General features: G+C 60.0%; 25 protein-coding genes and 1 other annotated feature (1 of these 26 running past the window's edge). Of the genes, 16 read left to right on the top strand and 9 right to left on the bottom strand.

What is annotated here, in order from left to right; translation table 11 throughout:
• The first annotated feature begins 164 nt into the window (after positions 1-164).
• Genes ACQRD3_RS02260 through ACQRD3_RS02250 form a run of 3 tightly spaced genes read left to right on the top strand, consistent with a single transcriptional unit; the run spans position 165 to position 934 of the window.
• The gene (locus ACQRD3_RS02260) at positions 165-335 is read left to right on the top strand and encodes a GntR family transcriptional regulator (protein WP_427779555.1); all 171 of its coding nucleotides are present in this window, start codon (positions 165-167) and stop codon (positions 333-335) included.
• Positions 336-343: 8 nt separating this feature from the next.
• On the top strand, positions 344-718 hold the full coding sequence (locus ACQRD3_RS02255; protein WP_427779553.1) for a FadR/GntR family transcriptional regulator: 375 nt from the start codon (positions 344-346) through the stop codon (positions 716-718).
• Between the two features lie 3 nt (positions 719-721).
• The gene (locus tag ACQRD3_RS02250) at positions 722-934 is read left to right on the top strand and encodes a hypothetical protein (RefSeq protein WP_427779552.1); all 213 of its coding nucleotides are present in this window, start codon (positions 722-724) and stop codon (positions 932-934) included.
• Between the two features lie 114 nt (positions 935-1,048).
• Here the strand turns inward: ACQRD3_RS02250 and ACQRD3_RS02245 are convergent, their stop codons facing one another.
• Positions 1,049-1,750 carry a peptidoglycan DD-metalloendopeptidase family protein gene (locus ACQRD3_RS02245; RefSeq protein ID WP_427779550.1) on the bottom strand — a complete coding sequence of 234 codons (702 nt, stop codon included), beginning with the start codon at positions 1,748-1,750 and terminating at the stop codon, positions 1,049-1,051.
• Positions 1,751-1,912: 162 nt separating this feature from the next.
• Here ACQRD3_RS02245 and ACQRD3_RS02240 point away from each other — a divergent pair, with 162 nt between their 5' ends.
• The 5 genes from ACQRD3_RS02240 to ACQRD3_RS02220 all read left to right on the top strand — a co-directional run bounded on the left by ACQRD3_RS02240 (position 1,913) and on the right by ACQRD3_RS02220 (position 7,819).
• Complete coding sequence (locus tag ACQRD3_RS02240; RefSeq protein ID WP_080907322.1) at positions 1,913-2,140, top strand: AbrB/MazE/SpoVT family DNA-binding domain-containing protein; 228 nt, start codon at positions 1,913-1,915, stop codon at positions 2,138-2,140.
• Positions 2,141-2,235: 95 nt separating this feature from the next.
• Positions 2,236-3,942, top strand: a complete 1,707-nt coding sequence (locus tag ACQRD3_RS02235; RefSeq protein ID WP_427779547.1) for an efflux RND transporter periplasmic adaptor subunit — start codon at positions 2,236-2,238, stop codon at positions 3,940-3,942.
• A gap of 4 nt (positions 3,943-3,946) precedes the next feature.
• Complete coding sequence (locus tag ACQRD3_RS02230) at positions 3,947-4,696, top strand: ABC transporter ATP-binding protein (RefSeq protein WP_080907320.1); 750 nt, start codon at positions 3,947-3,949, stop codon at positions 4,694-4,696.
• A complete protein-coding gene (locus ACQRD3_RS02225; RefSeq protein WP_427779545.1) occupies positions 4,693-5,925 on the top strand; it encodes an ABC transporter permease in 1,233 nt (410 codons plus the stop codon). The genes ACQRD3_RS02230 and ACQRD3_RS02225 overlap by 4 nt, the downstream gene beginning before the upstream one ends.
• A 16-nt stretch (positions 5,926-5,941) precedes the next feature.
• Positions 5,942-7,819 carry an S-layer homology domain-containing protein gene (locus ACQRD3_RS02220; RefSeq protein WP_080907318.1) on the top strand — a complete coding sequence of 626 codons (1,878 nt, stop codon included), beginning with the start codon at positions 5,942-5,944 and terminating at the stop codon, positions 7,817-7,819.
• A gap of 70 nt (positions 7,820-7,889) precedes the next feature.
• On the opposite strand, the gene ACQRD3_RS02215 is transcribed toward ACQRD3_RS02220, so the two are convergent.
• Positions 7,890-8,156: a translation initiation factor 2 gene (locus ACQRD3_RS02215; RefSeq protein ID WP_080907317.1), complete on the bottom strand. Its 267-nt coding sequence runs from the start codon at positions 8,154-8,156 to the stop codon at positions 7,890-7,892.
• A gap of 244 nt (positions 8,157-8,400) precedes the next feature.
• Positions 8,401-8,943 carry a stage V sporulation T C-terminal domain-containing protein gene (locus ACQRD3_RS02210; RefSeq protein ID WP_427779542.1) on the bottom strand — a complete coding sequence of 181 codons (543 nt, stop codon included), beginning with the start codon at positions 8,941-8,943 and terminating at the stop codon, positions 8,401-8,403.
• Positions 8,944-9,153: 210 nt separating this feature from the next.
• Here ACQRD3_RS02210 and fliB point away from each other — a divergent pair, with 210 nt between their 5' ends.
• From fliB to ACQRD3_RS02170, 8 genes are all read left to right on the top strand, one after another.
• Positions 9,154-10,245 carry a flagellin lysine-N-methylase gene (gene fliB / locus ACQRD3_RS02205; RefSeq protein ID WP_080907294.1) on the top strand — a complete coding sequence of 364 codons (1,092 nt, stop codon included), beginning with the start codon at positions 9,154-9,156 and terminating at the stop codon, positions 10,243-10,245.
• 129 nt (positions 10,246-10,374) lie between these two features.
• Positions 10,375-10,743, top strand: a complete 369-nt coding sequence (gene ylxM, locus ACQRD3_RS02200) for a YlxM family DNA-binding protein (protein ID WP_080907293.1) — start codon at positions 10,375-10,377, stop codon at positions 10,741-10,743.
• Between the two features lie 4 nt (positions 10,744-10,747).
• Entirely contained in the window at positions 10,748-12,115 is a 1,368-nt protein-coding gene (gene ffh / locus ACQRD3_RS02195) for a signal recognition particle protein (RefSeq protein ID WP_080907292.1), read from the top strand.
• A 69-nt stretch (positions 12,116-12,184) separates the two neighbouring features.
• The gene (gene rpsP / locus ACQRD3_RS02190) at positions 12,185-12,424 is read left to right on the top strand and encodes a 30S ribosomal protein S16 (RefSeq protein ID WP_080907291.1); all 240 of its coding nucleotides are present in this window, start codon (positions 12,185-12,187) and stop codon (positions 12,422-12,424) included.
• A 17-nt stretch (positions 12,425-12,441) separates the two neighbouring features.
• Positions 12,442-12,672, top strand: a complete 231-nt coding sequence (locus ACQRD3_RS02185; protein ID WP_080907290.1) for a KH domain-containing protein — start codon at positions 12,442-12,444, stop codon at positions 12,670-12,672.
• 54 nt (positions 12,673-12,726) lie between these two features.
• Positions 12,727-13,224, top strand: coding sequence for a ribosome maturation factor RimM (gene rimM / locus ACQRD3_RS02180; protein ID WP_080907289.1), 498 nt, complete (start codon positions 12,727-12,729; stop codon positions 13,222-13,224).
• Entirely contained in the window at positions 13,224-13,976 is a 753-nt protein-coding gene (trmD, locus tag ACQRD3_RS02175) for a tRNA (guanosine(37)-N1)-methyltransferase TrmD (RefSeq protein ID WP_427779538.1), read from the top strand. Before rimM ends, trmD begins: the two co-directional genes overlap by 1 nt.
• Before the next feature lie 97 nt (positions 13,977-14,073).
• Complete coding sequence (locus tag ACQRD3_RS02170) at positions 14,074-14,913, top strand: DegV family protein (protein WP_080907287.1); 840 nt, start codon at positions 14,074-14,076, stop codon at positions 14,911-14,913.
• A 77-nt stretch (positions 14,914-14,990) separates the two neighbouring features.
• Here ACQRD3_RS02170 and ACQRD3_RS02165 read toward each other — a convergent pair whose 3' ends face one another.
• The 6 genes from ACQRD3_RS02165 to rsxC are packed head-to-tail and all read right to left on the bottom strand — an operon-like array spanning position 14,991 to position 20,131.
• A complete protein-coding gene (locus tag ACQRD3_RS02165) occupies positions 14,991-15,905 on the bottom strand; it encodes an RnfABCDGE type electron transport complex subunit B (RefSeq protein WP_080907286.1) in 915 nt (304 codons plus the stop codon).
• Between the two features lie 13 nt (positions 15,906-15,918).
• A complete protein-coding gene (rsxA, locus tag ACQRD3_RS02160) occupies positions 15,919-16,506 on the bottom strand; it encodes an electron transport complex subunit RsxA (protein WP_080907285.1) in 588 nt (195 codons plus the stop codon).
• Complete coding sequence (gene rsxE, locus ACQRD3_RS02155) at positions 16,506-17,153, bottom strand: electron transport complex subunit RsxE (RefSeq protein ID WP_080907284.1); 648 nt, start codon at positions 17,151-17,153, stop codon at positions 16,506-16,508. Before rsxE ends, rsxA begins: the two co-directional genes overlap by 1 nt.
• Positions 17,154-17,166: 13 nt before the next feature.
• On the bottom strand, positions 17,167-17,721 hold the full coding sequence (locus tag ACQRD3_RS02150) for an RnfABCDGE type electron transport complex subunit G (protein ID WP_080907283.1): 555 nt from the start codon (positions 17,719-17,721) through the stop codon (positions 17,167-17,169).
• Entirely contained in the window at positions 17,718-18,779 is a 1,062-nt protein-coding gene (locus ACQRD3_RS02145; RefSeq protein ID WP_198933255.1) for an RnfABCDGE type electron transport complex subunit D, read from the bottom strand. Before ACQRD3_RS02145 ends, ACQRD3_RS02150 begins: the two co-directional genes overlap by 4 nt.
• On the bottom strand, positions 18,776-20,131 hold the full coding sequence (gene rsxC / locus ACQRD3_RS02140; protein WP_080907282.1) for an electron transport complex subunit RsxC: 1,356 nt from the start codon (positions 20,129-20,131) through the stop codon (positions 18,776-18,778). Before rsxC ends, ACQRD3_RS02145 begins: the two co-directional genes overlap by 4 nt.
• A gap of 297 nt (positions 20,132-20,428) precedes the next feature.
• Positions 20,429-20,541 (top strand) — a binding site (T-box leader) (it continues 110 nt past the right edge of the window).

The following is a 20,541-nucleotide window of genomic DNA, read 5'->3' as shown; positions in this document are numbered from 1 at the left end:
GGGACTTGGAGGTCTATCTTTTTTCTTGAATTTGGATTAGTCGCTTTTCTTTATTTTTTCTGCCTTTCCTGTTGGGGTGTATAACAAGATTTAGAAAATAGAATGACATCAAATAAAAAATCGAATACATATGTACAATCATTACTTTTTTAGGTGGCATCATCATGGAACAAGAAAAGCTCAGCCGTCCCGGCGGACGCAAAAGGGAAATTACACGCGTTTCCATTGTCGACCAGATCTGCTCTTCCATTAGGCAGGACATTGCCGACGGAATTTGGAAGGCAGGAGACAAGTTGCCCTCAGAGGCTGAGTTCGCTGAAACGTTTGCCGTCTGAGTGTACGTATGGCGCTGCAAAAACTGAACACGCTGGGCATTATTGAGACCCGAGTGGGAGAGGGCTCCTTTGTGTGTTCTTTTTCGCTCCGGCCCGCGCTCAGTGCACCCTCTGTCTTTTATGAGGGTGAGGACAAGTATCACGCTGTCAACCAACTGCGCAACCTGCTGGAATATGAATGTATGCGCCTGGCCGTCTATTCCGCCAGCGATGCCGAAAAAGAAGAACTCAAAGGCGCGCTGGAGCACTATACCAAGCTGGTCGACGTCTACTATGGCAGCATCGATAACCATGATATCCTGGAACAGCTTGTGGATGCCGACTTCAATTTTCACTATAAAGTCGTGAAAATGAGCCACAACAAACTGTATAGAGACATTTAATTTATGGTGCAGCAACTTATTCGCAGCCATATCACCGAGCTGATCAGCAGCCGTCTTCGCCGCCGGCACAGCGCCGGGCTCCCTCCTGTCGGTGAGGATGATTCTCATTATAAAATTTACCAATGCATCATCAATTCCGATGAGAAGGCTCTTCGTCGGGCCAACGATGAAATGTTGGGCATTGTCCCTATTCAGGGCCTGGATGGATTTGAGTAAAGCAAAAAAGGACGCCTGTGGGGAAAATCCCACAGGCGTCCTTTTTGTTTCTTGACATTCTCGCGTCTTTCATGTATGCTTTCATTTAGATTTTTATCTAAATGAAAGCAATTTTCATTGGGGCAGATAGTCCAGAGGATCTACAGAAACGCCGTCCTTTGTCATGGACAGGTGAAGGTGGGACGCCTCGGCGCTCTCGCCGATGGCTGTCTGCCCCACCGAACCGATGACGTCTCCGGTGCGCACCGCGTCTCCGATCTCCACAGAGGGCACTGCCGCCAGGTTGGCGCAGGTACTCATCACCCCGTCGGCGTGGCTGATGACCACCGTGGTGCCCATGAGATCGTCGGTGTAAAGGTCGGCCACCGTGCCTCCGGCGGGCGCCATGACCTGGGTCCCGGCCGCAGCGGCAATGTCGATGCCGTCATGGACCCGCCAGTCCCCCATTGTCTTGTCATAGGCCAGAGTCTCTACGGAATATGCCCGCAGGACCTCTCCCTTCACCGGCCAGGTAAACACCGAGGCGGTGGCGGTGACAGGGGCAGGAGCTGCAGTGGCCGCAGGGGTCGTCTTGGGCGCCGCCGTCGCTGTGGGCCGCGCCGTGGCGGCAGGCCGCGGGGTAGCCGTTGAGGGCGGGACTGCCATGGCGGACGGGGCGGCGGTCACCGTCACCTTCGCCGGTCCGGACACCGTCTGACCGGGATCCTCCATGCCGGAGAACAGATAATAGCCCGAAACTCCAAGTGCTGCCACGCACAGGAGAAGGACTATGTAGAAGCCCTTCCCCGCCATGAAGTCACTCACGCGCTCTTTCATTGGTCTTTTCATTGTTTGACACCTCCGAGCCATAGTTTTGCCGTCCTAGAGGATGTTTATACCTTTTCTTTACAAAAAGTTCATTTGACTTTTTTCTTTGTCAGGCTTACTATTTAGTTCCACAAGTAGGAAAAGTTTTACGATTCAGAAAGGAGGTTGGCTATGGACAGCGCATCCAAGTTCCTGGAAGGGAAGTATATGACCACCGTCAAAGTGGGGCCCAAGGGACAGATCGTCATTCCGAAGGAGGCCCGGGAACTTTACGGTGTACGCCCCGGCGACAGCATCATGCTGCTGGTGGACTGCCATCGCGGGATCGCTCTGCAGCGGATGGAGGACTGTCGGGAGGTATTTTCCAAGGTTTTTTCCCTGCACCCGGAACTTAAGTGATTTTTAATCTTTCGTTTATGGTTCTTTCGCTTTCCTCAGCTATACTGTAAAGCTGTCATCATGTGATTATCCGGATCGGAAGGAGAACTAATTTTATGGCCGAACAAACCATCGCGCAGGAAACTGCCGCCCCTGTCAAGGGGCAGCCCAAGCTCCAGGTGCCAAAGAAGAAAAACAAGTGGATCAAACGGTTCGTGATCCTGGCGGTCATTGCCGCCGTGGTGGCTCTGATCTTTTCCCAGTGCATGGCCGGCGGAAAGCAGATCCTGGCCGGCAACTATCTGCCCGCCGCAGCCGAGCAGCGGGAGATGACCGTTGCCGTCACCGGCCCCGGCACCATCAAGCCCAACGACTCCTATAAGGCCACCACCCTGGTCAAGGGCGAGATCCTCACCGCTCCCTTTGAAGAGGGACAGACCATCCGGAAGGACGATGTGCTCTTCACCATTGACGCCTCCGACGTGGAAAACTCCATCAAACAGGCCCGCACCGGGGTGGAACAGGCCGAGCTGTCCGTACAGTCCGCGCAGCTCAATTACGACAGCCTGGTCCGCACCCGAAACGACAACACCCGGGACCGTCAGGTCAAAGCCAACGCCTCCGGCGTCATCAACAAGGTCTATGTGGACCCCGGTGACAACCTGACTGCGGGAACCGTCATCGCCGATATCCTGGACCGGGACAACATGAAGCTCACCGTCCCCTTCCACTCCGCCGACGCCGCCGGCTTTTACGTGGGGCAGCCCGCCTCGGTCACGGTGGGCGGCACCGCGGAGATCCTGTACGGGAGCATCTCCGAGATCTCGGCCACCGACTCCGTGGGGCCGGGCGGCACATTGGTGCGCAATGTCACTGTGGTGGTCACAAACCCCGGCGCACTGTCCAATACCTCCACCGGAACCGCCAGCGTGGGCACCGCCGCTTCCTCTTCCTCGGCAGCCTTTGCGTACAACGCCAGCAAACAGCTGGTGGCCAAGTACACCGGGGAACTGGAGACCCTGAACATCAAGGAGGGGGACCGGGTCACCGACGGCCAGATCGTGGGCCAGTTCAAGGAAAAGGATATGCAGGACCAGATCGACGCCGCGGCCATCTCTCTGTCCAATGCCAAGCTCTCCCTGCGCAATGCCCAGGACAACCTCCAGCGCGCCCAGGACAGCCTGGACGACTACACCATCACCTCCCCCATCGACGGCACCGTGATCGAGAAAAAATACAAGGCCGGGGACAACGTGGACCCCACCACCGCCACCACCGCCGGTGCCTCCACTTACATGGCGGTCATTTACGACATGTCCCGCCTCACCTTCGACATCAATGTGGATGAGCTGGACGTGGTCAAGCTCAAAGTGGGCCAGAAAGTTCGCTTCACAGCCGACGCGCTGGAAGGGCAGTCCTTCACCGGTCTGGTGGAGAAAGTCAACATCAACGGCACCACGGTCAACGGCTCCACCACTTACCCCGTCTCCGTCACGGTGGACGGGGACGGCAGCACGCTGGCCCAGACCGGGCTCTACCCCGGCATGAACGTCTCCGCCAATATCATCGTGGAGGAGGCCGGCAGCGTTCTCTGTGTCCCCGTGGATGCTGTGAGCCGCAACAACACCGTTCTGGTAGCCGGCGACGGCGCTCTGGACGAAAAAGGCAACATCGTCGATCCCACCAAGCTGGTAGAGCGGGAAGTCACCGTGGGCCGCAACAACTCCGATTATATCGAGATCCTCTCCGGCCTGACCGAGGGCGAAACCGTCTACATTCAAAACAGCGCCTCCAGCGCCATGAACATGATGATGGGAGGCTGAGTCCTTGGAACACCTCATCGAGCTCAGAGACGTCTATAAGATCTACCGGATGGGCGAGGAATCCGTCCACGCCCTGGACGGGGTCAGCCTTGCCATCGACCCCGGCGAGTTCGTGGCCATCGTTGGCTCCTCCGGCTCCGGAAAGTCCACTGCCATGAACATCATCGGCTGCCTGGACGTCCCCACCTCGGGCACCTACCACCTGGGGGGCATCGACGTCTCCACCATGGAGGACGACCAGCAGGCGGAGATCCGCAACAAGATGCTGGGCTTCATCTTCCAGCAGTACAACCTGATCCCCAAGCTCACTGTCCAGGAAAATGTGGAGCTGCCCCTTCTCTACGCCGGTGTGGACGCCGCGCAGCGGCATGAGCGGGCCCTTCGGGCTCTGGGGCGGGTCGGGCTGGCGGAAAAGCGCAAAAATCTCCCCTCCCAGCTCTCCGGCGGACAGCAGCAGAGAGTGTCCATCGCCCGGGCTCTGGCGGGAAATCCCTCCGTCATCCTGGCCGACGAGCCCACCGGCGCACTGGACTCCCGCACCGGCCGGGAGGTGCTGACCTTTTTGCAGCAGCTCAACGCAGAGGGAGACACGGTGGTCCTCATCACCCATGACAACTCCATTGCCGTCAAGGCCAAGCGCATCATCCGCCTTCAGGACGGCAAGATCATCTATGACGGAAACGCCCACGATCCGCGGGCCGTGGTCTCCGCCGAGGAGTATCAGGAGATTCTGGGAGAGGGGGAACCCACATGAACTTCGGCCAGTCTTTCCGCCTCGCCATCAAATCCCTGCGCACCAGCAAGATGCGGGCCCTGCTGACCATGCTGGGCATCATCATCGGCGTGGCCGCCGTCATCATCATCACCAGTCTGGGCAACGGCATGAAGAACTACATGAACAAGCAGTTCGATCAGCTGGGCGCCAACCTCATCCAGGTTCAGATCACCGGCCGGGGCGGCGGCACCATGTCCTCCCGCTCGGTGGATCCCGCAGATATGTACGCCCTGGTAGACAAATACCCCGGCTACCTCTCCGGCGTCTCCCCCTATGTGCGCACCGTGGGCACCGTCCGCCACGGCAGCGACGAATACACCCGCACCAGCACTTACGGCGTCAGCGAGTTCTACTATGACGCCTCCCGCAACCAGGCCATGTCCGGAGAAAAGCTGGAGACCGGCCGTTTTCTCACCTACATCGATGTCTCCCGCCGCCAGAACGTGTGCGTGATCGGCAACTATCTGGCTCAGGAGGCCTTTCAGGGAAACGCCCTCGGCAAGACCCTCACCATCCAGGGAAGCCCCTTCACTGTGGTGGGTGTCCTCTCTGAAAAGGCAGATTCCACCGCAGGCAGCGGAGACGACGTGATCTTCATCCCTTATGAAAACGCCATGACCCTGAACGGCAGCGGCTCCGTGAACTTCTACCTTTTCAACAGCACCTCCAAGGACACCTCAGCCTCGGCCAAGGGCATCATCGAAAACAAGCTTTTCAAGGTTTTCCAAGACAAGGACACCTATTTCGTCATGTCCAGCGCCGAGATGCTGGACGCCATGAACTCCATGCTCAACACTCTCATGGCCATCCTCATTCTCATCGCCGCCATCTCCCTTCTGGTGGGCGGCATCGGCATTATGAACATCATGCTGGTCTCGGTCACCGAACGGACCCGGGAGATCGGCGTCCGAAAATCCCTGGGCGCCAAGCGCAAGGATATTCGAAGCCAGTTCATCATTGAGGCGGGCACCACCTCCGCCGTCGGCGGCGTCATCGGTATCGTGCTCGGCATCATCATGGCCAACATCCTCACCAATGTCATTGCCTTCGTTCTGAAAACCGGCAACGACGGCTTCGTGGCCATTCCGACTCTGACCGGCATCGCGGTCTCTTTCGGCGTGTCCGTGGGCGTGGGCATTCTCTTCGGCTACCTGCCCGCCAACAAGGCCGCCCGTCTCAACCCCATCGATGCCCTGCGCTACGATTAAAGGAGATAGGAAGCATATGAATACAAAACGACTTTTTTCCGGCCTGACAGCAGCCGTTCTGACCGTCAGCCTCCTCCCCGCCGCCCACGGCGTTCAGGCGGGCACCGACGATATGGCCCAGGTGCTCTCGGCTTTGGACATCATGACGGGCAATGAAAACGGCGATCTGATGCTCACCCGGAACGTGACCCGCTCGGAGTTTACCAAGCTGATCATCGCCGCCTCTCCCATGGGAGAAAATGTGGGGGCCTCCACCACGGTCTCCCCCTACCCCGACGTACCCTACACCCACTGGGCGGCTCCCTATGTGGAAGCCGCCGTCTCCGCCGGATATGTCAACGGCTATCTGGACGGAACCTTCCACCCCAACGAGCCCATCACCCTGGCCATGGGCGTGAGTATGGCCGTGCGCCTGCTGGGGTACAGCGACGCGGACTTTTCCGGTGCCTGGCCCTCCGGGCAGATGACGCTCTACCGCAACCTGGACCTGGACGAGGGCATCACCATCGGCCAGAATTCTGCCATGTCCCGTCAGGATGCCATGTACCTGCTCTATAACCTGCTCACTGCCAAAAACAAGAGCGGACAGATCTACCTCACCACGCTGGGTCATTCCCTGACCCCCGCCGGGGAGATCGACCGGGTGGCCCTCATCAACGCGGCCATGGACGGTCCGGTGGTGATGACCGGCAGCTGGAGGGACAAGGTAAACTTTGATCTCGCCGGAGCCACCGTCTACCGGGGCGGAAATCTCTCCTCGCTGTCCGCCCTCCAGCCAAACGACGTCATCTATTGGTCCAAGTCCATGCGCACCCTGTGGGCGTACAGCAACAAGGTCACCGGTCTCTATCAGGCCGTCTCTCCCAGTGCCTCGAATCCCACCGCCGTGACAGTGGCGGGCAAAACCTATGCTCTTGAGACCGCTGACGCAGCCTATTCCCTGTCCAACCTGGGCACATACAAGACCGGCGACACCGTCACCCTGCTGCTGGGCCGGGACGGCGGCGTGGCCGCAGTGGCCGCTTCCGGCAGCGTGTCCGGCACCCTCTACGGCGTTGTGACCTCCGTCTCCAACGCCCCCTATACCGACGCCAACGGCAACTCCTACACCGCCAAGACCGTCACGCTCACCGCCACCGACGGCAATTCCTACTCCTACCCTGTGGAGGCATCCTCCTCCCTGAAGGCGGGCAGCCTGGTCCAGATCACTCTCTCCTCCGGCAGCGCGAAGGTGGTCCGTCTGAACCAGTCCTCCCTTTCCGGGAAGGTCAACTCCACCGGCACCAAGATCGGCAACACCATCTTGGCATCCGGTGCCGAGATCCTGGACGTCAACAGCGACGGTGCCGTTGTCAAGCTCTACGCCAGCCGTCTGGCAGGCATGAGTCTGGACAGTGAAGACGTGAAGTTCGCCCATAAAAACGCCGCCGGAGAGATCGATGCGCTCATTCTGGACGACGCCACCGGCGACCTCTACTCTTACGGCATCCTCACTTCCGTCCAGGAGACCGACGTCTCCTACGGCGGATCCACCGTTCTCAACGGCATCTACCAGTATGACGTGGCGGGAGTCAGCTACAACTATGTCCTGCAAAACGGCATTCTGAACCAGGCGGTGGGCCCGATCTGCATCCAGGGGCCCCTGCAGGCACCCAGCAAGTTTGTCAAGCTCACCAGTCTGAAGCTGCTTTCCGCAGACGCCTCCAACGCCACGGCTCAAAACAACACCACGTTCCCTGTATGGGATTCCGTGTCGGTCTATGAGCTGGAGAACAACACTTACCGCATCTCCAGCCTGGAGCGGGTCCGCTCCGGCTATACCCTCACCGGGTACTATGACAAAGCTGTGGCCGATGGAGGCCGCATCCGGGTCATCGTAGCCCGTCCCCAGTAATGTTCCAAACAGTCAAACGGCTCCGGGAGCGGTCTGAGACCGCTCCCGGAGCCGTTTGGTCCGCTTGGCTTTACAGCAGCAGGGCCAGGCTCCACAGCACGGTGGCCAGCAGTGCGCCCGCCGCCACATAGCCGGGTGCCGGGATCTTCTGATACCACTGGATATGCCCCTTTTTGACAAATCCATCGGCCACTCGCCGTGCCTCCTCCACTACCTGCTCTGCGGTCACTCCTCCCGAGCCGATGGCACCCTCACGAACAATAAAAATGGCCTCTTCGAAAAAACGGCGGTCCGGAGACTTGACCACAATGACCCGCCGGCTGATCCCTTTGATCACAGCGCACTCCTCCTTCTGTTCTTCCAAAGTATGGGCCGCAGGGCCCCAAAATATACAGGTCATACCCGGGCCTTTTCCTGCGTACACTGTCAGGGCGGAGGGATCGAAGATGGATGAGAGAGAATCTGTTCTGTCTCTGGCAATCCTCTTCGCGGTCAACGTTGTGCTCATCCTTGCGTTCCAGGCCGCGAACTGAAAGAGCGCCGGTCCCCTGGGTATCCCGGAGGCCGGCGCTCTCTCTGTTTCAGCTCTCCATGTGACGTCCCAGGAACCCCGACATGGTCTGCAGCAGCTTGTACTCTGTGTCCCCCGAGGCGGTTTCTCCCTCTCCGGCAGCGAAGAGAACGCAGCCAAGCACGTCTCCCTCCGCCAGAATGGGCGCAGCGCAGGAGACGAAAAATTTTCCGCTCTCCTCGCTCACCGCCATGGGTGGGTCGCCGGGCTGGACCTGATAGATCTTCCGCCCTTCCAGCACACTTTCCAGCCGCTCGCTCAGGCGCTTGTCCACCAGATCCCGCCGGGGCGCGCCCGCCACGGCAATGCAGGTGTCACGGTCGGTGATGACCGCCACCAGCCCGGTGGTCTTGTTCAGGGTCTCGCACACCTGGCCCGCAAAATCGGCCAGTCCGCCCATCAGGGAATATTTTTTGAAGATGACCTCGCCGTCTTTATCCGTGTAAATTTCCAGCGGGTCGCCCTCTCGGATGCGCATGGTGCGGCGGATCTCCTTGGGGATGACCACCCGCCCCAGGTCGTCGATCCGCCGCACGATTCCGGTCGCTTTCATATTTTGTCTCCTCCTGCGGTCGATTCAATTGACAATCCTTAGTATCCACAGGTTTCTTTTCCCTATGCGGGCTTTTTTTCGGTATCATTTGGAAAACTGCGCGGGACCGTTTTTACGTATCTTCCGACAGAGCGCTTGTCAAACTCCCCAGTGAGGATTATGATAAAATAAATCTGCCGTCTGCTGATGGGGGCAGAAAGGAGCTGCCACATGGATCTGCACATTCCATCCTGCTTTTCCGCCTTTCACTGTCTGGCCGGAAACTGCCCCCACACCTGCTGCGCCGATTGGGAAGTTCCCATCGACAGCGACACCGCCGCCGAGTATGCCACGCTCCCGGGACCGCTCGGGGTACAGCTGCGCCGCGCGCTGAGGCAGGACGAAGAGGGGGTGTTATGCTTCCCCCTCAAGGGACGATTCTGTCCTTTTTTAGACGAGGACGGGCTCTGCCGCATCCAGAAGGAGCTGGGCGAATCGCACACCGGCCTCATCTGCCGCACCCACCCCCGTTTTTTCAATGATTACGGTCCTCTGCGGGAAGCGGGTCTTTGCGCCTCCTGCCCGGAGGCGGCCCGGCTGGTGCTGGCGGAGGATCTCACGCTGCTCGCTCAGTCCACACCGGAGATCCCCGCGGAAGAGGCGCCCCCGCTGTTGGCGCCTCTGCTCGCCGCCCGGGAGACTGCCCTTCGCCTGCTCCGCAGACGGAGTCTGCCGCTGGAGCGCCGGCTGGAGCTGCTCCTGCTCTTCTCCAATGAGCTCCAGCTCCTTCTCGACAATGGGGCACCGGAAGAGGTTCAAGCACTTTGTGCCCTTTATGAGGAGACCCCCCCAGAGTCTCTGCCTCCGCTGCGGCCAGGGTGTGGAGGAGCCGACTGTTGCCTGACTCTTTTGATGGAACAGGAACACCTCCGCCAAGACTGGACCGATCTGCTCTCGGAGGCCGCCCACCGGCTCTCTGCCGGGACACTGCCCGCTCAGGGACCGCCGGAGCGCCTGGCAGAGCGGGCAGCCGTCTACTTCCTCTACCGCCACTGGCTGCGGGCGGTCTGGGACGGTGACGCACTCTCCTGGGGCGAGTTTGTCGTATTTGCCACCGCCTCTGTCTGTCTGCTGTCCGCTTCCCAAGACGGCGGAGGCTCCTTTCCTGATCTTCTGCGCCGTTTCTGCCTGGAGACGGAACACTCCGCCGGGAACCTGGATCTGCTCCAGGACGCTTTTTGCACCCGGTTTTCCATCGGCGACTTTTTGTCTGTGATCGGGGCCATCCCGCCTCTTTCCGGCCGTTCCGGCACTGCTGACTGAGCATGCTCCCCGCCCGGCAGAAGAAAAATGCCGCCCTGCAGGGATTTTCCCTTGACAACCAGGTCAAAATATTGTATGATAATAGCGTTGTAAAGCTAATGAACTTTACATTTTAGGAGGTGGCTCAGCGTGAAAAACCAGGCATACCGCATGGCGCTTTTATACGACTTCTATGGCGACATTCTCACTGACCGCCAGAAAGAGTTCTACGACCTTTACTACAACGAGGATCTCTCCCTCTCCGAGATCGCGGAAAACTACGGCATTTCCCGTCAGGGTGTCCGGGACGTCATCGTCCGAGCGGAAGCCACGCTCACGGAGCTGGAGGATAAGACCGGGATCATTCGCCGCTTCCATCTCATGCAGGACCAGCTCAAGGAGGTCCTTGCCGACGTGGAAGCCATTGCCCGCCGCAATGACGCAGTGGGGCAGGACGAAGAGATCGAGGCCCTCACCACCCGGGTGAAGGCCGTACTGGACAAGCTGAAGCAGGAGTGAGCCCATGGCTTTTGAGGGACTGACCGAAAAACTGTCCAACGCCTTTAAGAAGCTCCGCGGCAAGGGCCGTCTCACCGAGGCCGACGTCAAGGAGGCCATGCGGGAGATCCGGATGGCCCTGCTGGAAGCCGACGTGAGCTATAAGGTGGTCAAGGATTTTGTGTCCAAGGTCTCGGAGCGGGCCGTGGGCAGCGATGTGCTGGAAAGCCTGACCCCCGCCCAGATGATCGTCAAGATCGTCAACGAGGAGCTCACTGCCCTCATGGGCGGTGAGGACGCCAAGCTGACCATCTCCTCCAAGCCGCCCACAGTGGTGATGCTGGTGGGCCTCCAGGGCGCCGGCAAGACCACCAACGGTGCCAAGCTGGCCGGTTTGATGAAAAAGCAGGGGAAACGTCCTCTGCTGGCCGCCTGCGACGTCTACCGCCCCGCTGCCATCGAGCAGTTGGAGGTGGTGGGGAAACAGCTGGACATCCCCGTGTTCCAGATGGGGCAGATCGACCCGGTGGACATTGCAAAAGCGGCAGTGGAGCACGCCAAAAAGCACGGCAACGACATGGTGTTTCTGGACACCGCCGGCCGGCTCCATGTGGATGAGGCCCTGATGCTGGAGCTCCAGAACATCAAGGATGCCGTCTCCCCCCACGAGATCCTGCTGGTGGTGGACGCCATGATCGGTCAGGACGCAGTGAACGCCGCGAAGAACTTCGACGAAGCGCTGGACCTCACCGGCGTGATGCTCACCAAGCTGGACGGCGACGCCCGAGGCGGCGCGGCTCTCTCCATCCGGGCCGTGACCGGAAAGCCCATCAAGTTTGTGGGCATGGGAGAGAAGCTGGATCAGGTTGATGTGTTCCACCCCGACCGGATGGCTTCCCGGATCCTGGGCATGGGCGATATGCTCTCCCTCATCGAAAAGGCCCAGCAGAACTTCGATCTGAAAAAGGCGCAGGAGCTGGAGCAGAAACTCCGCAAGAACAAATTCACCCTGGCCGACTTTTACGATCAGCTGGTCCAGGTGAAGAATATGGGCTCTCTCAGCGACATTGCCGGGATGCTCCCCGGCGTGGACGCCAAGGCCCTGGAGGGGGCCAGCATAGACGGGTCGGCCCTGGGCCGCACCGAGGCCATCATCCTCTCCATGACCGCCGCGGAGCGGGAGGAGCCCTCCATCCTGAATAACAGCCGCAAAAAGCGCATTGCCGCGGGCGCGGGCGTGCAGGTGGTGGATGTGAACCGGCTGCTCAAGCAGTTTGAGGCCATGCGGCAGATGACCCGGCAGATGACCGGCGGGCGCATGAAGAAACTGGCCAAAAAGGGCCGCCTCGGCGGCATGGGCGGAATGGGCATGGGGAAAGGCTTCCCCTTCTGATTTTGTTGGCAAGCGTCTTTTGGCGTTTCCAGATATTCCAATGATATTTCTTATGGAGGTGAAAATAACATGGTTAAAATCCGTCTGCGCCGTATGGGCGCTAAGAAGGCCCCCTTCTACCGCATCGTGGTGGCTGATTCCCGTTATCCCCGGGACGGCCGTTTCATCGAGGAGATCGGCACCTATGACCCCGTGGCGGAGCCCGTGGTCCTGAAGGTGGACGCCGAGCGCGCCCAGGCCTGGATCAAGACCGGCGCTCAGCCCACCGAGACCGTCAAGGCTCTGCTGAAAAAAGCCGGTGCCATCTAATCGGGGAGGATGTCCAAATGAAAGAGCTCCTCACTTATGTCGCCAAAAACCTGGTGGACCACCCCGATCAGGTATCGGTCACCGAGCACATCGGCGACGGCGAGACAGCGCTGGAACTGCGGGTCGCCTCTGAGGACATGGGCAAGGTGATCGGCCGTCAGGGCCGGATCGCCAAGTGGATCCGTGTGCTTATGCGCTCTGCGGGTCAGCGCCAGGGGACCCGGGTCTCCGTGGAAATCACCGATTGAGAAGCGGCGGGTCTTGGTACCCGCCGTTTTTTCATATACGAAGGAGAGTCAGCAATGAAGCAGCGATTTTTAGAGGCCGGGGAGATCGTCAACACCCACGGCGTCCGGGGTGAGGTCAAGATCCTGCCCTGGGGAGACGGGCCCGAGTTCCTCTGCGGGTTCGACACCGTCTATCTGGACGGCAAACCGGTCCGCCTGCTGGGCGCCCGGCCCCACAAAACCATGGTGCTGGCCGCCCTGGAGGGTGTGGACAGCGTGGAGGCGGCCATGCGCCTCAAGGGAAAGGTTCTCTCCATCGACCGCACCGGCGTGAAGCTCCCCGAGGGACGCCACTTTCTGGCAGATCTCATGGGCCTCACCGTGCTGGACGCCGCCACCGGCGCGGAGCTTGGAATGATTCAGGACATCCTCACGCCGCCCTCCCACGAGGTATATGTGGTGCGGGGCGGGGGAAAAGAATATATGATCCCCGCCGTGGATGCCTTCGTCAAGGAAATCGATGTGGATGCGGGCTGCGTCCGGGTAACGCTGATCGAAGGGATGGACAGCTGATGTATCGGATCGACATCTTGACCCTGTTTGACGAGACGGTGGGCGACGTGCTCTCCGAGTCCATTCTGGGCCGGGCGCAGGAACGGGACTATCTCCGCATCGAAACGCATCAAATCCGCACCTACACCCTGAACAAGCAAAAACAGGTGGACGACTATCCATACGGCGGCGGGCGGGGCGCCGTGATGCAGGCCGATCCCCTCTACCAGTGCTGGAAGCACGTGGTGGAAGCCCTTGGTCCGGGGCACACCATCTACTTTTCCCCCGCCGGGCACACCTTCTGTCAGGCCGATGCCAAACGCCTGGCTGCGGAATACGATCATCTGATCCTGGTCTGCGGTCACTATGAGGGGATTGACGAACGGTTTATCGAGGAGTGCGTGGATGAAGAGCTCTCCCTGGGAGACTTCGTCCTCACCGGAGGCGAGATCCCGGCCATGGCGGTGGCCGACGCGGTGAGCCGCCTGATCCCCGGTGTGCTTCCCGATCCCGAGTGCTTTGAAAACGAGAGCCACTGGAACGGCCTGCTGGAATATCCCCAGTACTCCCGCCCTGAGGAGTGGCACGGCAAAAAAGTCCCCGCCATCCTCCTCTCCGGCAATCACGCCCTCATCGCCAAATGGCGGCGCAAGCAGGCCATTCTCCGCACCAAACGCCGCCGGAGCGACATGTACGAAAAGCTGGACCTCTCCTCCAAAACCGACCGCAAGCTGATGGAGGAGCTGAAAGCAGAATACCCGGAAGATTTTTAACGCTCCCCTTCCATCTCGCCTCTTTACTTTTTTTCTTCACCATGATACAATACCGGCAGGAATGTAATTTTAAAAACCACTTTTGGAGATTGCAACTATGAGTTTTAAAATTGTTGTGGACAGCTGCTGCGATCTGACCTCCGCCCAGTTCCGTCAGGGGTCTTTCCTGCGGGTCCCCCTCACTCTGACTCTGGGGGGGGAGGACATTGTGGATGACGACACCTTCGATCAGACCCACCTTCTGTGGCTCATGCGGGAAAACAAGGAGCCGCCCAAGACCGCCTGCCCCTCCCCTGCCCAGTATCTGGATGCCTTCGACCAGTGCGAGGGCGGCGATATCTATGTTGTCACGCTCTCCGCGCTTCTCTCCGGATCCCACAATTCGGCGGCCCAGGCCCGGGCGCTTTATCTGGAAGAACACCCGGAGACTCATATTCACATCTTCAACTCCTGTTCCGCCGCCTCCGGCGAAGTGGCTGTTGCCATGAAGCTCCTGGAATTGGCCGGCGGGGGTCTTGATTTCGCCACCGTGGTGGATCAGACCACCCGTTTTATTGCCTCCATGACCACCTACTTTGTGCTGGAGGATCTTGATCACCTACGGAAAAACGGCCGCCTGGCCGGGCTGCTGTCCCTGGTGACCGAGACACTGCGGATCAAGCTTCTGATGGGAGCCACCCACGAGGGCGAGATCAAAAAGGTGGGGCAGGCGCTGTCCGTGAAGCAGGCACTGTCCAAGATGGTCTCTCTGATGGCGGCCGACCCGGGGCATGTGGGGCGCACCCTTTACCTGGTTCACTGCAACAACCCGGAACGGGCCTTCTATGTGCGGGAACTGGTGATGAAATCCTGCCGCTTTCGTGATGTTCTCATCACAGACGCCCGGGGAGTCACAACCGTCTACGCCAACGACGGCGGCGTGGTCGCCGCCTTTTAGTGAAATGCCGCTTGTCACTTTCAAATGCAAAAAAGCTCCGGTATCCTTCAGGATACCGGAGCTTTTTTCTTGGCTTCTTACTCCGCCTTAGGAGTCTCTTCCGCCTGAGCCGCAGGGGCGGACTCAGCCTTGGAAGCCGCAGCGGGAGCAGCCTTGGGGGCCGCAGGAGCGGCGGGCTTCTTGATCTCGGGCACCACGCCGTCCACCGTGATCAGGTGGCGGGGGCACTTCTGAGCACAGATGCCGCAGCCGATGCACTTGTCGTAGTCGATCTTCGCCAGGAAGTTCTCAACGGTGATGGCCTCCTTGGGACAGGCCTTGGCGCACAGGGAGCAGCCGATGCAGCCGTTGGTGCACACCTTGGTGACCACGGGGCCCTTGGCCTTGGAGGAGCAGGGGATCTCCACATGCTTCTTGGTCTTGTAAGGCTCCAGGGCAATGATGTGGCGGGGGCACGCGTCCACGCACTTGTTGCAGGCCTTGCACTTGTCCTCATCCACCACGGCCACGCCGTTTTTCACGTGGATGGCGTCGAAGGGGCAGACCTTTTCACAGGTGCCCATCCCCAGGCAGCCGAAGTCGCAGCCCAGAGGGCCGCCGCCGGGCAGCCGGGAGGCGGCCAGACAGTCGTGCACACCCTGGTAATTGTACTTGGTGTAGTTCACGCCGCAGCCGGAGCAGTGCACGGCGGCAATGTGCTTCACCGTGGCGCCCGCAGCCACGCCCATGATCTCAGCGATCTGGGCAGCCACAGCCTCGCCGCCGGCGGCGCAGGCGTTGACAGGGGCCTTACCAGCAGCCACGGCAGCGGCGTAGCCGGCACAGCCGGGGAAGCCGCAGCCGCCGCAGTTGGCGCCGGGCAGGCAGCCGCCAATGGCCTCTTCCCGGGGGTCCTTCTCCACGGCAAAGACTTTGGCCGCAAAGGCCAGAATCATGCCGAACACGGCGCCCATGATGGCCAGAATGGCCACACAGAAAATTACTTTTGTCATGTTCTCTTCCCCCTTAGCCGAAGATCTTCAGGCCGGAGAAGCCCATGAAGGACAGGGCCAGCAGACCGGCGGTGACCAGAGCGATGGGGAAGCCTTCAAAGGACTTCGGCACTTCGGCGAACTCCAGCTTCTCCCGCACGGCGGCAAACAGATAGATGGCCAGCAGGAAACCCAGACCGCCGGTGACGCCGTAGACCACGCTGGAGACAAAGCCGTAGCTGTTCTGCGTGTTCTGGAGCACCACGCCCAGCACGGCGCAGTTAGTGGTGATCAGGGGCAGGTACACACCCAGCGCGGTGTAGAGAGAGGGCATGGACTTCTGCAGGAACATCTCAATGAACTGCACCAGGGAGGCAATGACCAGGATGTAGACGATGGTCTGCATAAACACCAGGCCGTTGGGCTCCAGGATGAAGTGGTTGATAGGCCAGCATACGGCGGAGGCAAGGCCCATGACAAAGGTCACGGCCAGGCCCATGCCGCTGGCGGTATCGGTGGACTTGGACACGCCCATAAAGGGGCAGATACCCAGGAACTGGGAGAAAATAAAGTTGTTGACCAGAATGGCTCCCAGAGCAATGGTAAGCAGTTCCACACCCATTACTTGGCCACCTCCTCTTTCTCCTCAGACTTCTTCTTCGGCTTGCTGAGGAAATACTGCATGGCGGCAATGACACAGGCCAGGGTCAGGAAGCCACCCACAGGCAGGGCCATACCCAGCGCCGCAAAGTGGGTGGGAAAAAGCTGGATGCCGTCGCCGCCGTTGAGGATGCCGCCGCCGAAGGCGCCCTTGCCCAGCAGCTCGCGGACCACACACATGACGATGAGGATCACGGTGTAGCCCAGGCCCTGGAATACACCGTCGGCCGCGGAAGCCGCCACGCCGTTCTTGTAGCAGAAGCCCTCGGCACGGCCCAGGATGATACAGTTGACCACGATCAGGGGGATAAACACGCCCAGGTTGGTGGCCAGATCGGGGATATACGCCTGAAGCAGCAGGTCCACCACAGTCACGAAGGTGGCGATGACCACGATAAAGCAGGCGATTCGGATCTTGTTGGGGATGATTTTCCGCAGCGCGGCGATAAAGATGTTGGACAGGGTCAGGATCACCAGTACGGAAAGGCCCATGCCGATGCCGTTGAACAGGCTGGTGGTGATGGCCATCACCGAGCACATGCCCAGCAGCTGGACGGTAACGGGGTTCTGAGTAATCAGGCCCTCTTTAAACTGTTGTTTCAAATTCATATGCTGTCCCTCCTTAACTCAGCGAGGCCACAGCGGCCAACGCGGAGGTGACACCGGCGGAGACCGCCCGGGACGTAATGGTCGCGCCGGTGATGGCGTTGATCTGACCGCCGTCCTTGGTGACCTTCACTTCGCCGGAGAGGCCAGTGAACTGATTGCGGAAATCGGGCTTTTTGGCGTTGTCACCCAGGCCGGAAGTCTCTCCGGACTTGGTGACGGCCACACCGGAAATGGTGTTGTCGGCATTGACGCCCACCATGATGGTGAGACTGCCGCTGAAGCTCCCGGAGGGGCTGACTTCCACGACATAGCCGGCGTCTCCGGCGGCCTTGTTGACGCTCTTGATGGTGGTGTCCTCACCGGTGTACTCCACCTTCTCATAGGAGTCGGCGGGGAGCACCTCGGCCATGGCGGCGGCATTTTTAGCGGCTTGGACGTCCTTGATGGGCTGCTCGGTGATCATGTTCACCAGGCCCAGAACCAGCGCGCATACTGCGCAGATGGCAAACAGGGTGATGGTCAGCTTTGCCATCCCCGAATCATTCTTCTTGACAGCAGCCTCGCTCATGCCGCAGCGCCCCCTTTCTTCGCAGCCTTGGCCTTCTGCAGATCCTCCTTGGAAACGCCGAAGCGGCTGGGATGGGTATACTTCTCAATGATGGGGGTGCAGATGTTCATCAGCAGGATCGCGTAGCTGACCCCCTCGGGATAGCCGCCGAAATAGCGGATAAACACGGTCAGCAGGCCGCAGCCCACACCGAAGATGATCTCGCCTTTGGGGGTGCAGGGACTGGTGACATAGTCGGTCGCCATGAAGAAGGCGCCCAGCATCAGGCCGCCGCCGAAGAGCTGAGAGAGCATCCACTCAAAGTGGGGGTTGCCCTTGGAGAAGATCAGGGTCAGCACCGCCACGGTGCCGATGAAGGCAGCGGGGATACGGATGTGGATGACGCCCCGGAAGATGAGGTAGGCCCCGCCGATGATCAGGGCCAGCGCGGAGACCTCGCCGATACAGCCGCCCACATTGCCGATGAACAGATCCTTCAGGGTGGAACCGGCATCGCCCAGCCAGGGCAGCATGGGAGCCGCCACGGTGGAGCCGTGCATGGTGCCCATAGGAGTAGCAGCAGTCACGGCGTCGGTGACGCTGGTGGTGATGCCCATCCAGTTTGCGGTGCCCGCCTTGACCCAGGTGGTCATGAACACCGGATAGGAGAGCATCAGGAAGGCACGTCCGGCCAGCGCGGGGTTGAGGAAGTTCTTGCCCAGGCCGCCGAAGAGCTGCTTGACCACAAACATAGCGAAGAAGTCGCCGATGAGGATGGTCCAGTAGGGCAGCGCCACGGGGCAGACAAAGGCCAGCAGCACGCCGGTGACGGCGGCGGACAGGTCCCCGCCGGTCTGGGGCTTCTTCAGGAGCTTGCGGTAGAGCCACTCAAAGAACTCGCAGCCGGCCACGGAGACGGCAGTGAGGATAAGGGCGCGGGGGCCGAAGAAGAACACGCCCATGCACAGGGCAGGGATCAGGGCGATGAGCACATCCAGCATCAGAGAGCGGGTGTTCACCGGGGAGTTGACGTGGGGAGAAGAAGCGACTGTCAGCTTCAGTTCCTTATTTTCATTCATGCTTTGGCCGCCTCCTTTGCCTCTTTGGCCGCCTTGGCCTTGGCGGCCAGGTCGCGGATCTCGAACTTCGCGGTGCGGAAGGACTGGACCAGGGGCAGACGGGCCGGGCAGATGTAGTTGCAGGAGCCGCACTCGATGCAGTCCATCACCCGCAGGGCCTCCACCTCATCCCACTTGCGCTTGTTGATGTTCATGCGCATGAACAGCGGGGTCAGATGCATGGGGCAGGCCTCCACGCACTTGCCGCAGCGGATGCAGGTCTGCGCGGGATCCTGCTCGGCCGCCTCGGCGGTGGTCATGCTCAGGATGCAGTTGGAGGACTTCATCATGGGCACATCCAGGTTGAAAATGGGGTTGCCCATCATGGGGCCGCCGAAGAGCACCCGGTCGGGATCGGTCTTGAACCCGCCGGCCATCTTGATCAGGTGGCTGACGGGGGTGCCGATGGGAGCCAGGACGTTCATGGGTTTGGCGATGGCGCCGCCGGTCAGGGTAACGCCGCGGGCGGTCAGGGGCTTGCCCTCCATGACCGCGTCATAGACAGCGGCGGCGGTGGCCACGTTGCACACGCAGCACTGCACGTCGGCGGGCAGTTTTCCGGGAGGCACCTGACGGCCGGTGATCATCTGAATGAGCTGCTTCTCGGCGCCCTGGGGGTACCGGGTCTTCAGCCCTTCGATATGTACGTCGCCGACGGCGCCCACCAGCGCCTTCAGGTGCTCGATGGCGTCGGGCTTATTGAGCTCGATGCCGATGGTGGCCTCCTTGAGGCCAACGGCCTTCGCCATCAGCCGGGCGCCGCCGATTACGGCCTCGCCCCGCTCCAGCATCAGGCGGTGGTCGGAGGTGATGTAGGGCTCACACTCCGCGCCGTTGAGGATCAGGGTGTCCACTTTGCCGACCGCGCCGGAGAGCTTGACGTGGGTGGGGAATCCCGCGCCGCCCATACCGGTGATGCCGGCATTCTTGATGATTTCGATGATCTCGGGCCCGGTCAGCGCGTCCACGTTGTCCCGGTGCCGGATGGAGGGATCCGGTGTATCCTGGAAATCGTTGTCGATCACCACAGACATCATCATCCCGCCGCCGCCGTGGGCTCTGGGCTCCACGGCCACGACCTTGCCGGACACGCTGGCGTGAATGGGTGCGCCCAAACCGGTGGTCTCACCGATGAGCTGACCCACTCTCACCTCGTCGCCGACAGATACCACGGGCTTGCAGGGAGCACCCACATGCATGGACATGGGGATGACTACCTGGGCCGGTGCCTCTGCCAGGGGCGCGGTGGCCTTGTGCTCGGTCAGGTCCTTGTGCTCAGCGGGGTGCACCCCGCCGAAAAACTGATGCAACATAGCCTCACCTCAATTTTGCTTTCTCGTTCCCCAGGAGCTTACGCTTCAAACGCTTACTATCATAGTTCAAAATGGCGCAAAAGTCCAGCCTCTCAGGGCAAAAAAGGTTACTGTTTCACAAAATCAGACCGCCAGTTTAGTTTTTTGTATTTCCCTGTGGTCTCTTTTTCCGGCTTTTTTTCTACTTCTTTCCTGAATTCGGCTATCTTTATTCGTTTAAAGCAATAAATTTGGGGAGATTTCCGTTTCCGGAATTGACAAATCCGCCCCGCAGCATTATGATAGAAAACAATCATCAAAAACGCAGTGACCGGGCAAGTAGGCCCGCCCCGCAAGCCAAGAGAGGAAGCGGCCGGTGTGAGCTTCCGTGAGGGGCGTGAGCCGAACATCACCCGAGAGCGGTCCCGCAG

The sequence above is a fragment of the Candidatus Pseudoscillospira sp. SGI.172 genome (assembly GCF_050313575.1).
Classification (GTDB): Bacteria; Bacillota; Clostridia; order Oscillospirales; family Oscillospiraceae; genus Vermiculatibacterium.
Note: the sequence above shows the minus strand (reverse complement) of the source record. Positions and strands in the feature narration are given on the sequence as shown.

Excerpts from the sequence above, each read along its gene's own strand:
- trmD (WP_427779538.1), top strand. The coding sequence starts at position 13,224 with ATGTATCGGATCGACATCTTGACCCTGTTTGACGAGACGGTGGGCGAC.
- ACQRD3_RS02165 (WP_080907286.1), bottom strand. The coding sequence starts at position 15,905 with ATGACAAAAGTAATTTTCTGTGTGGCCATTCTGGCCATCATGGGCGCC.
- ACQRD3_RS02255 (WP_427779553.1), top strand. The coding sequence starts at position 344 with ATGGCGCTGCAAAAACTGAACACGCTGGGCATTATTGAGACCCGAGTG.
- ACQRD3_RS02260 (WP_427779555.1), top strand. The coding sequence starts at position 165 with ATGGAACAAGAAAAGCTCAGCCGTCCCGGCGGACGCAAAAGGGAAATT.
- rsxC (WP_080907282.1), bottom strand. The coding sequence starts at position 20,131 with ATGTTGCATCAGTTTTTCGGCGGGGTGCACCCCGCTGAGCACAAGGAC.
- ACQRD3_RS02240 (WP_080907322.1), top strand. The coding sequence starts at position 1,913 with ATGGACAGCGCATCCAAGTTCCTGGAAGGGAAGTATATGACCACCGTC.
- ACQRD3_RS02210 (WP_427779542.1), bottom strand. The coding sequence starts at position 8,943 with ATGAAAGCGACCGGAATCGTGCGGCGGATCGACGACCTGGGGCGGGTG.
- ACQRD3_RS02235 (WP_427779547.1), top strand. The coding sequence starts at position 2,236 with ATGGCCGAACAAACCATCGCGCAGGAAACTGCCGCCCCTGTCAAGGGG.
- ACQRD3_RS02145 (WP_198933255.1), bottom strand. The coding sequence starts at position 18,779 with ATGAATGAAAATAAGGAACTGAAGCTGACAGTCGCTTCTTCTCCCCAC.
- ffh (WP_080907292.1), top strand. The coding sequence starts at position 10,748 with ATGGCTTTTGAGGGACTGACCGAAAAACTGTCCAACGCCTTTAAGAAG.
- ACQRD3_RS02225 (WP_427779545.1), top strand. The coding sequence starts at position 4,693 with ATGAACTTCGGCCAGTCTTTCCGCCTCGCCATCAAATCCCTGCGCACC.
- rsxE (WP_080907284.1), bottom strand. The coding sequence starts at position 17,153 with ATGAATTTGAAACAACAGTTTAAAGAGGGCCTGATTACTCAGAACCCC.
- ACQRD3_RS02250 (WP_427779552.1), top strand. The coding sequence starts at position 722 with ATGGTGCAGCAACTTATTCGCAGCCATATCACCGAGCTGATCAGCAGC.
- ACQRD3_RS02170 (WP_080907287.1), top strand. The coding sequence starts at position 14,074 with ATGAGTTTTAAAATTGTTGTGGACAGCTGCTGCGATCTGACCTCCGCC.
- ACQRD3_RS02220 (WP_080907318.1), top strand. The coding sequence starts at position 5,942 with ATGAATACAAAACGACTTTTTTCCGGCCTGACAGCAGCCGTTCTGACC.
- rsxA (WP_080907285.1), bottom strand. The coding sequence starts at position 16,506 with ATGGGTGTGGAACTGCTTACCATTGCTCTGGGAGCCATTCTGGTCAAC.
- rpsP (WP_080907291.1), top strand. The coding sequence starts at position 12,185 with ATGGTTAAAATCCGTCTGCGCCGTATGGGCGCTAAGAAGGCCCCCTTC.
- ACQRD3_RS02245 (WP_427779550.1), bottom strand. The coding sequence starts at position 1,750 with ATGAAAGAGCGCGTGAGTGACTTCATGGCGGGGAAGGGCTTCTACATA.
- ACQRD3_RS02185 (WP_080907290.1), top strand. The coding sequence starts at position 12,442 with ATGAAAGAGCTCCTCACTTATGTCGCCAAAAACCTGGTGGACCACCCC.
- ACQRD3_RS02150 (WP_080907283.1), bottom strand. The coding sequence starts at position 17,721 with ATGAGCGAGGCTGCTGTCAAGAAGAATGATTCGGGGATGGCAAAGCTG.
- fliB (WP_080907294.1), top strand. The coding sequence starts at position 9,154 with ATGGATCTGCACATTCCATCCTGCTTTTCCGCCTTTCACTGTCTGGCC.
- rimM (WP_080907289.1), top strand. The coding sequence starts at position 12,727 with ATGAAGCAGCGATTTTTAGAGGCCGGGGAGATCGTCAACACCCACGGC.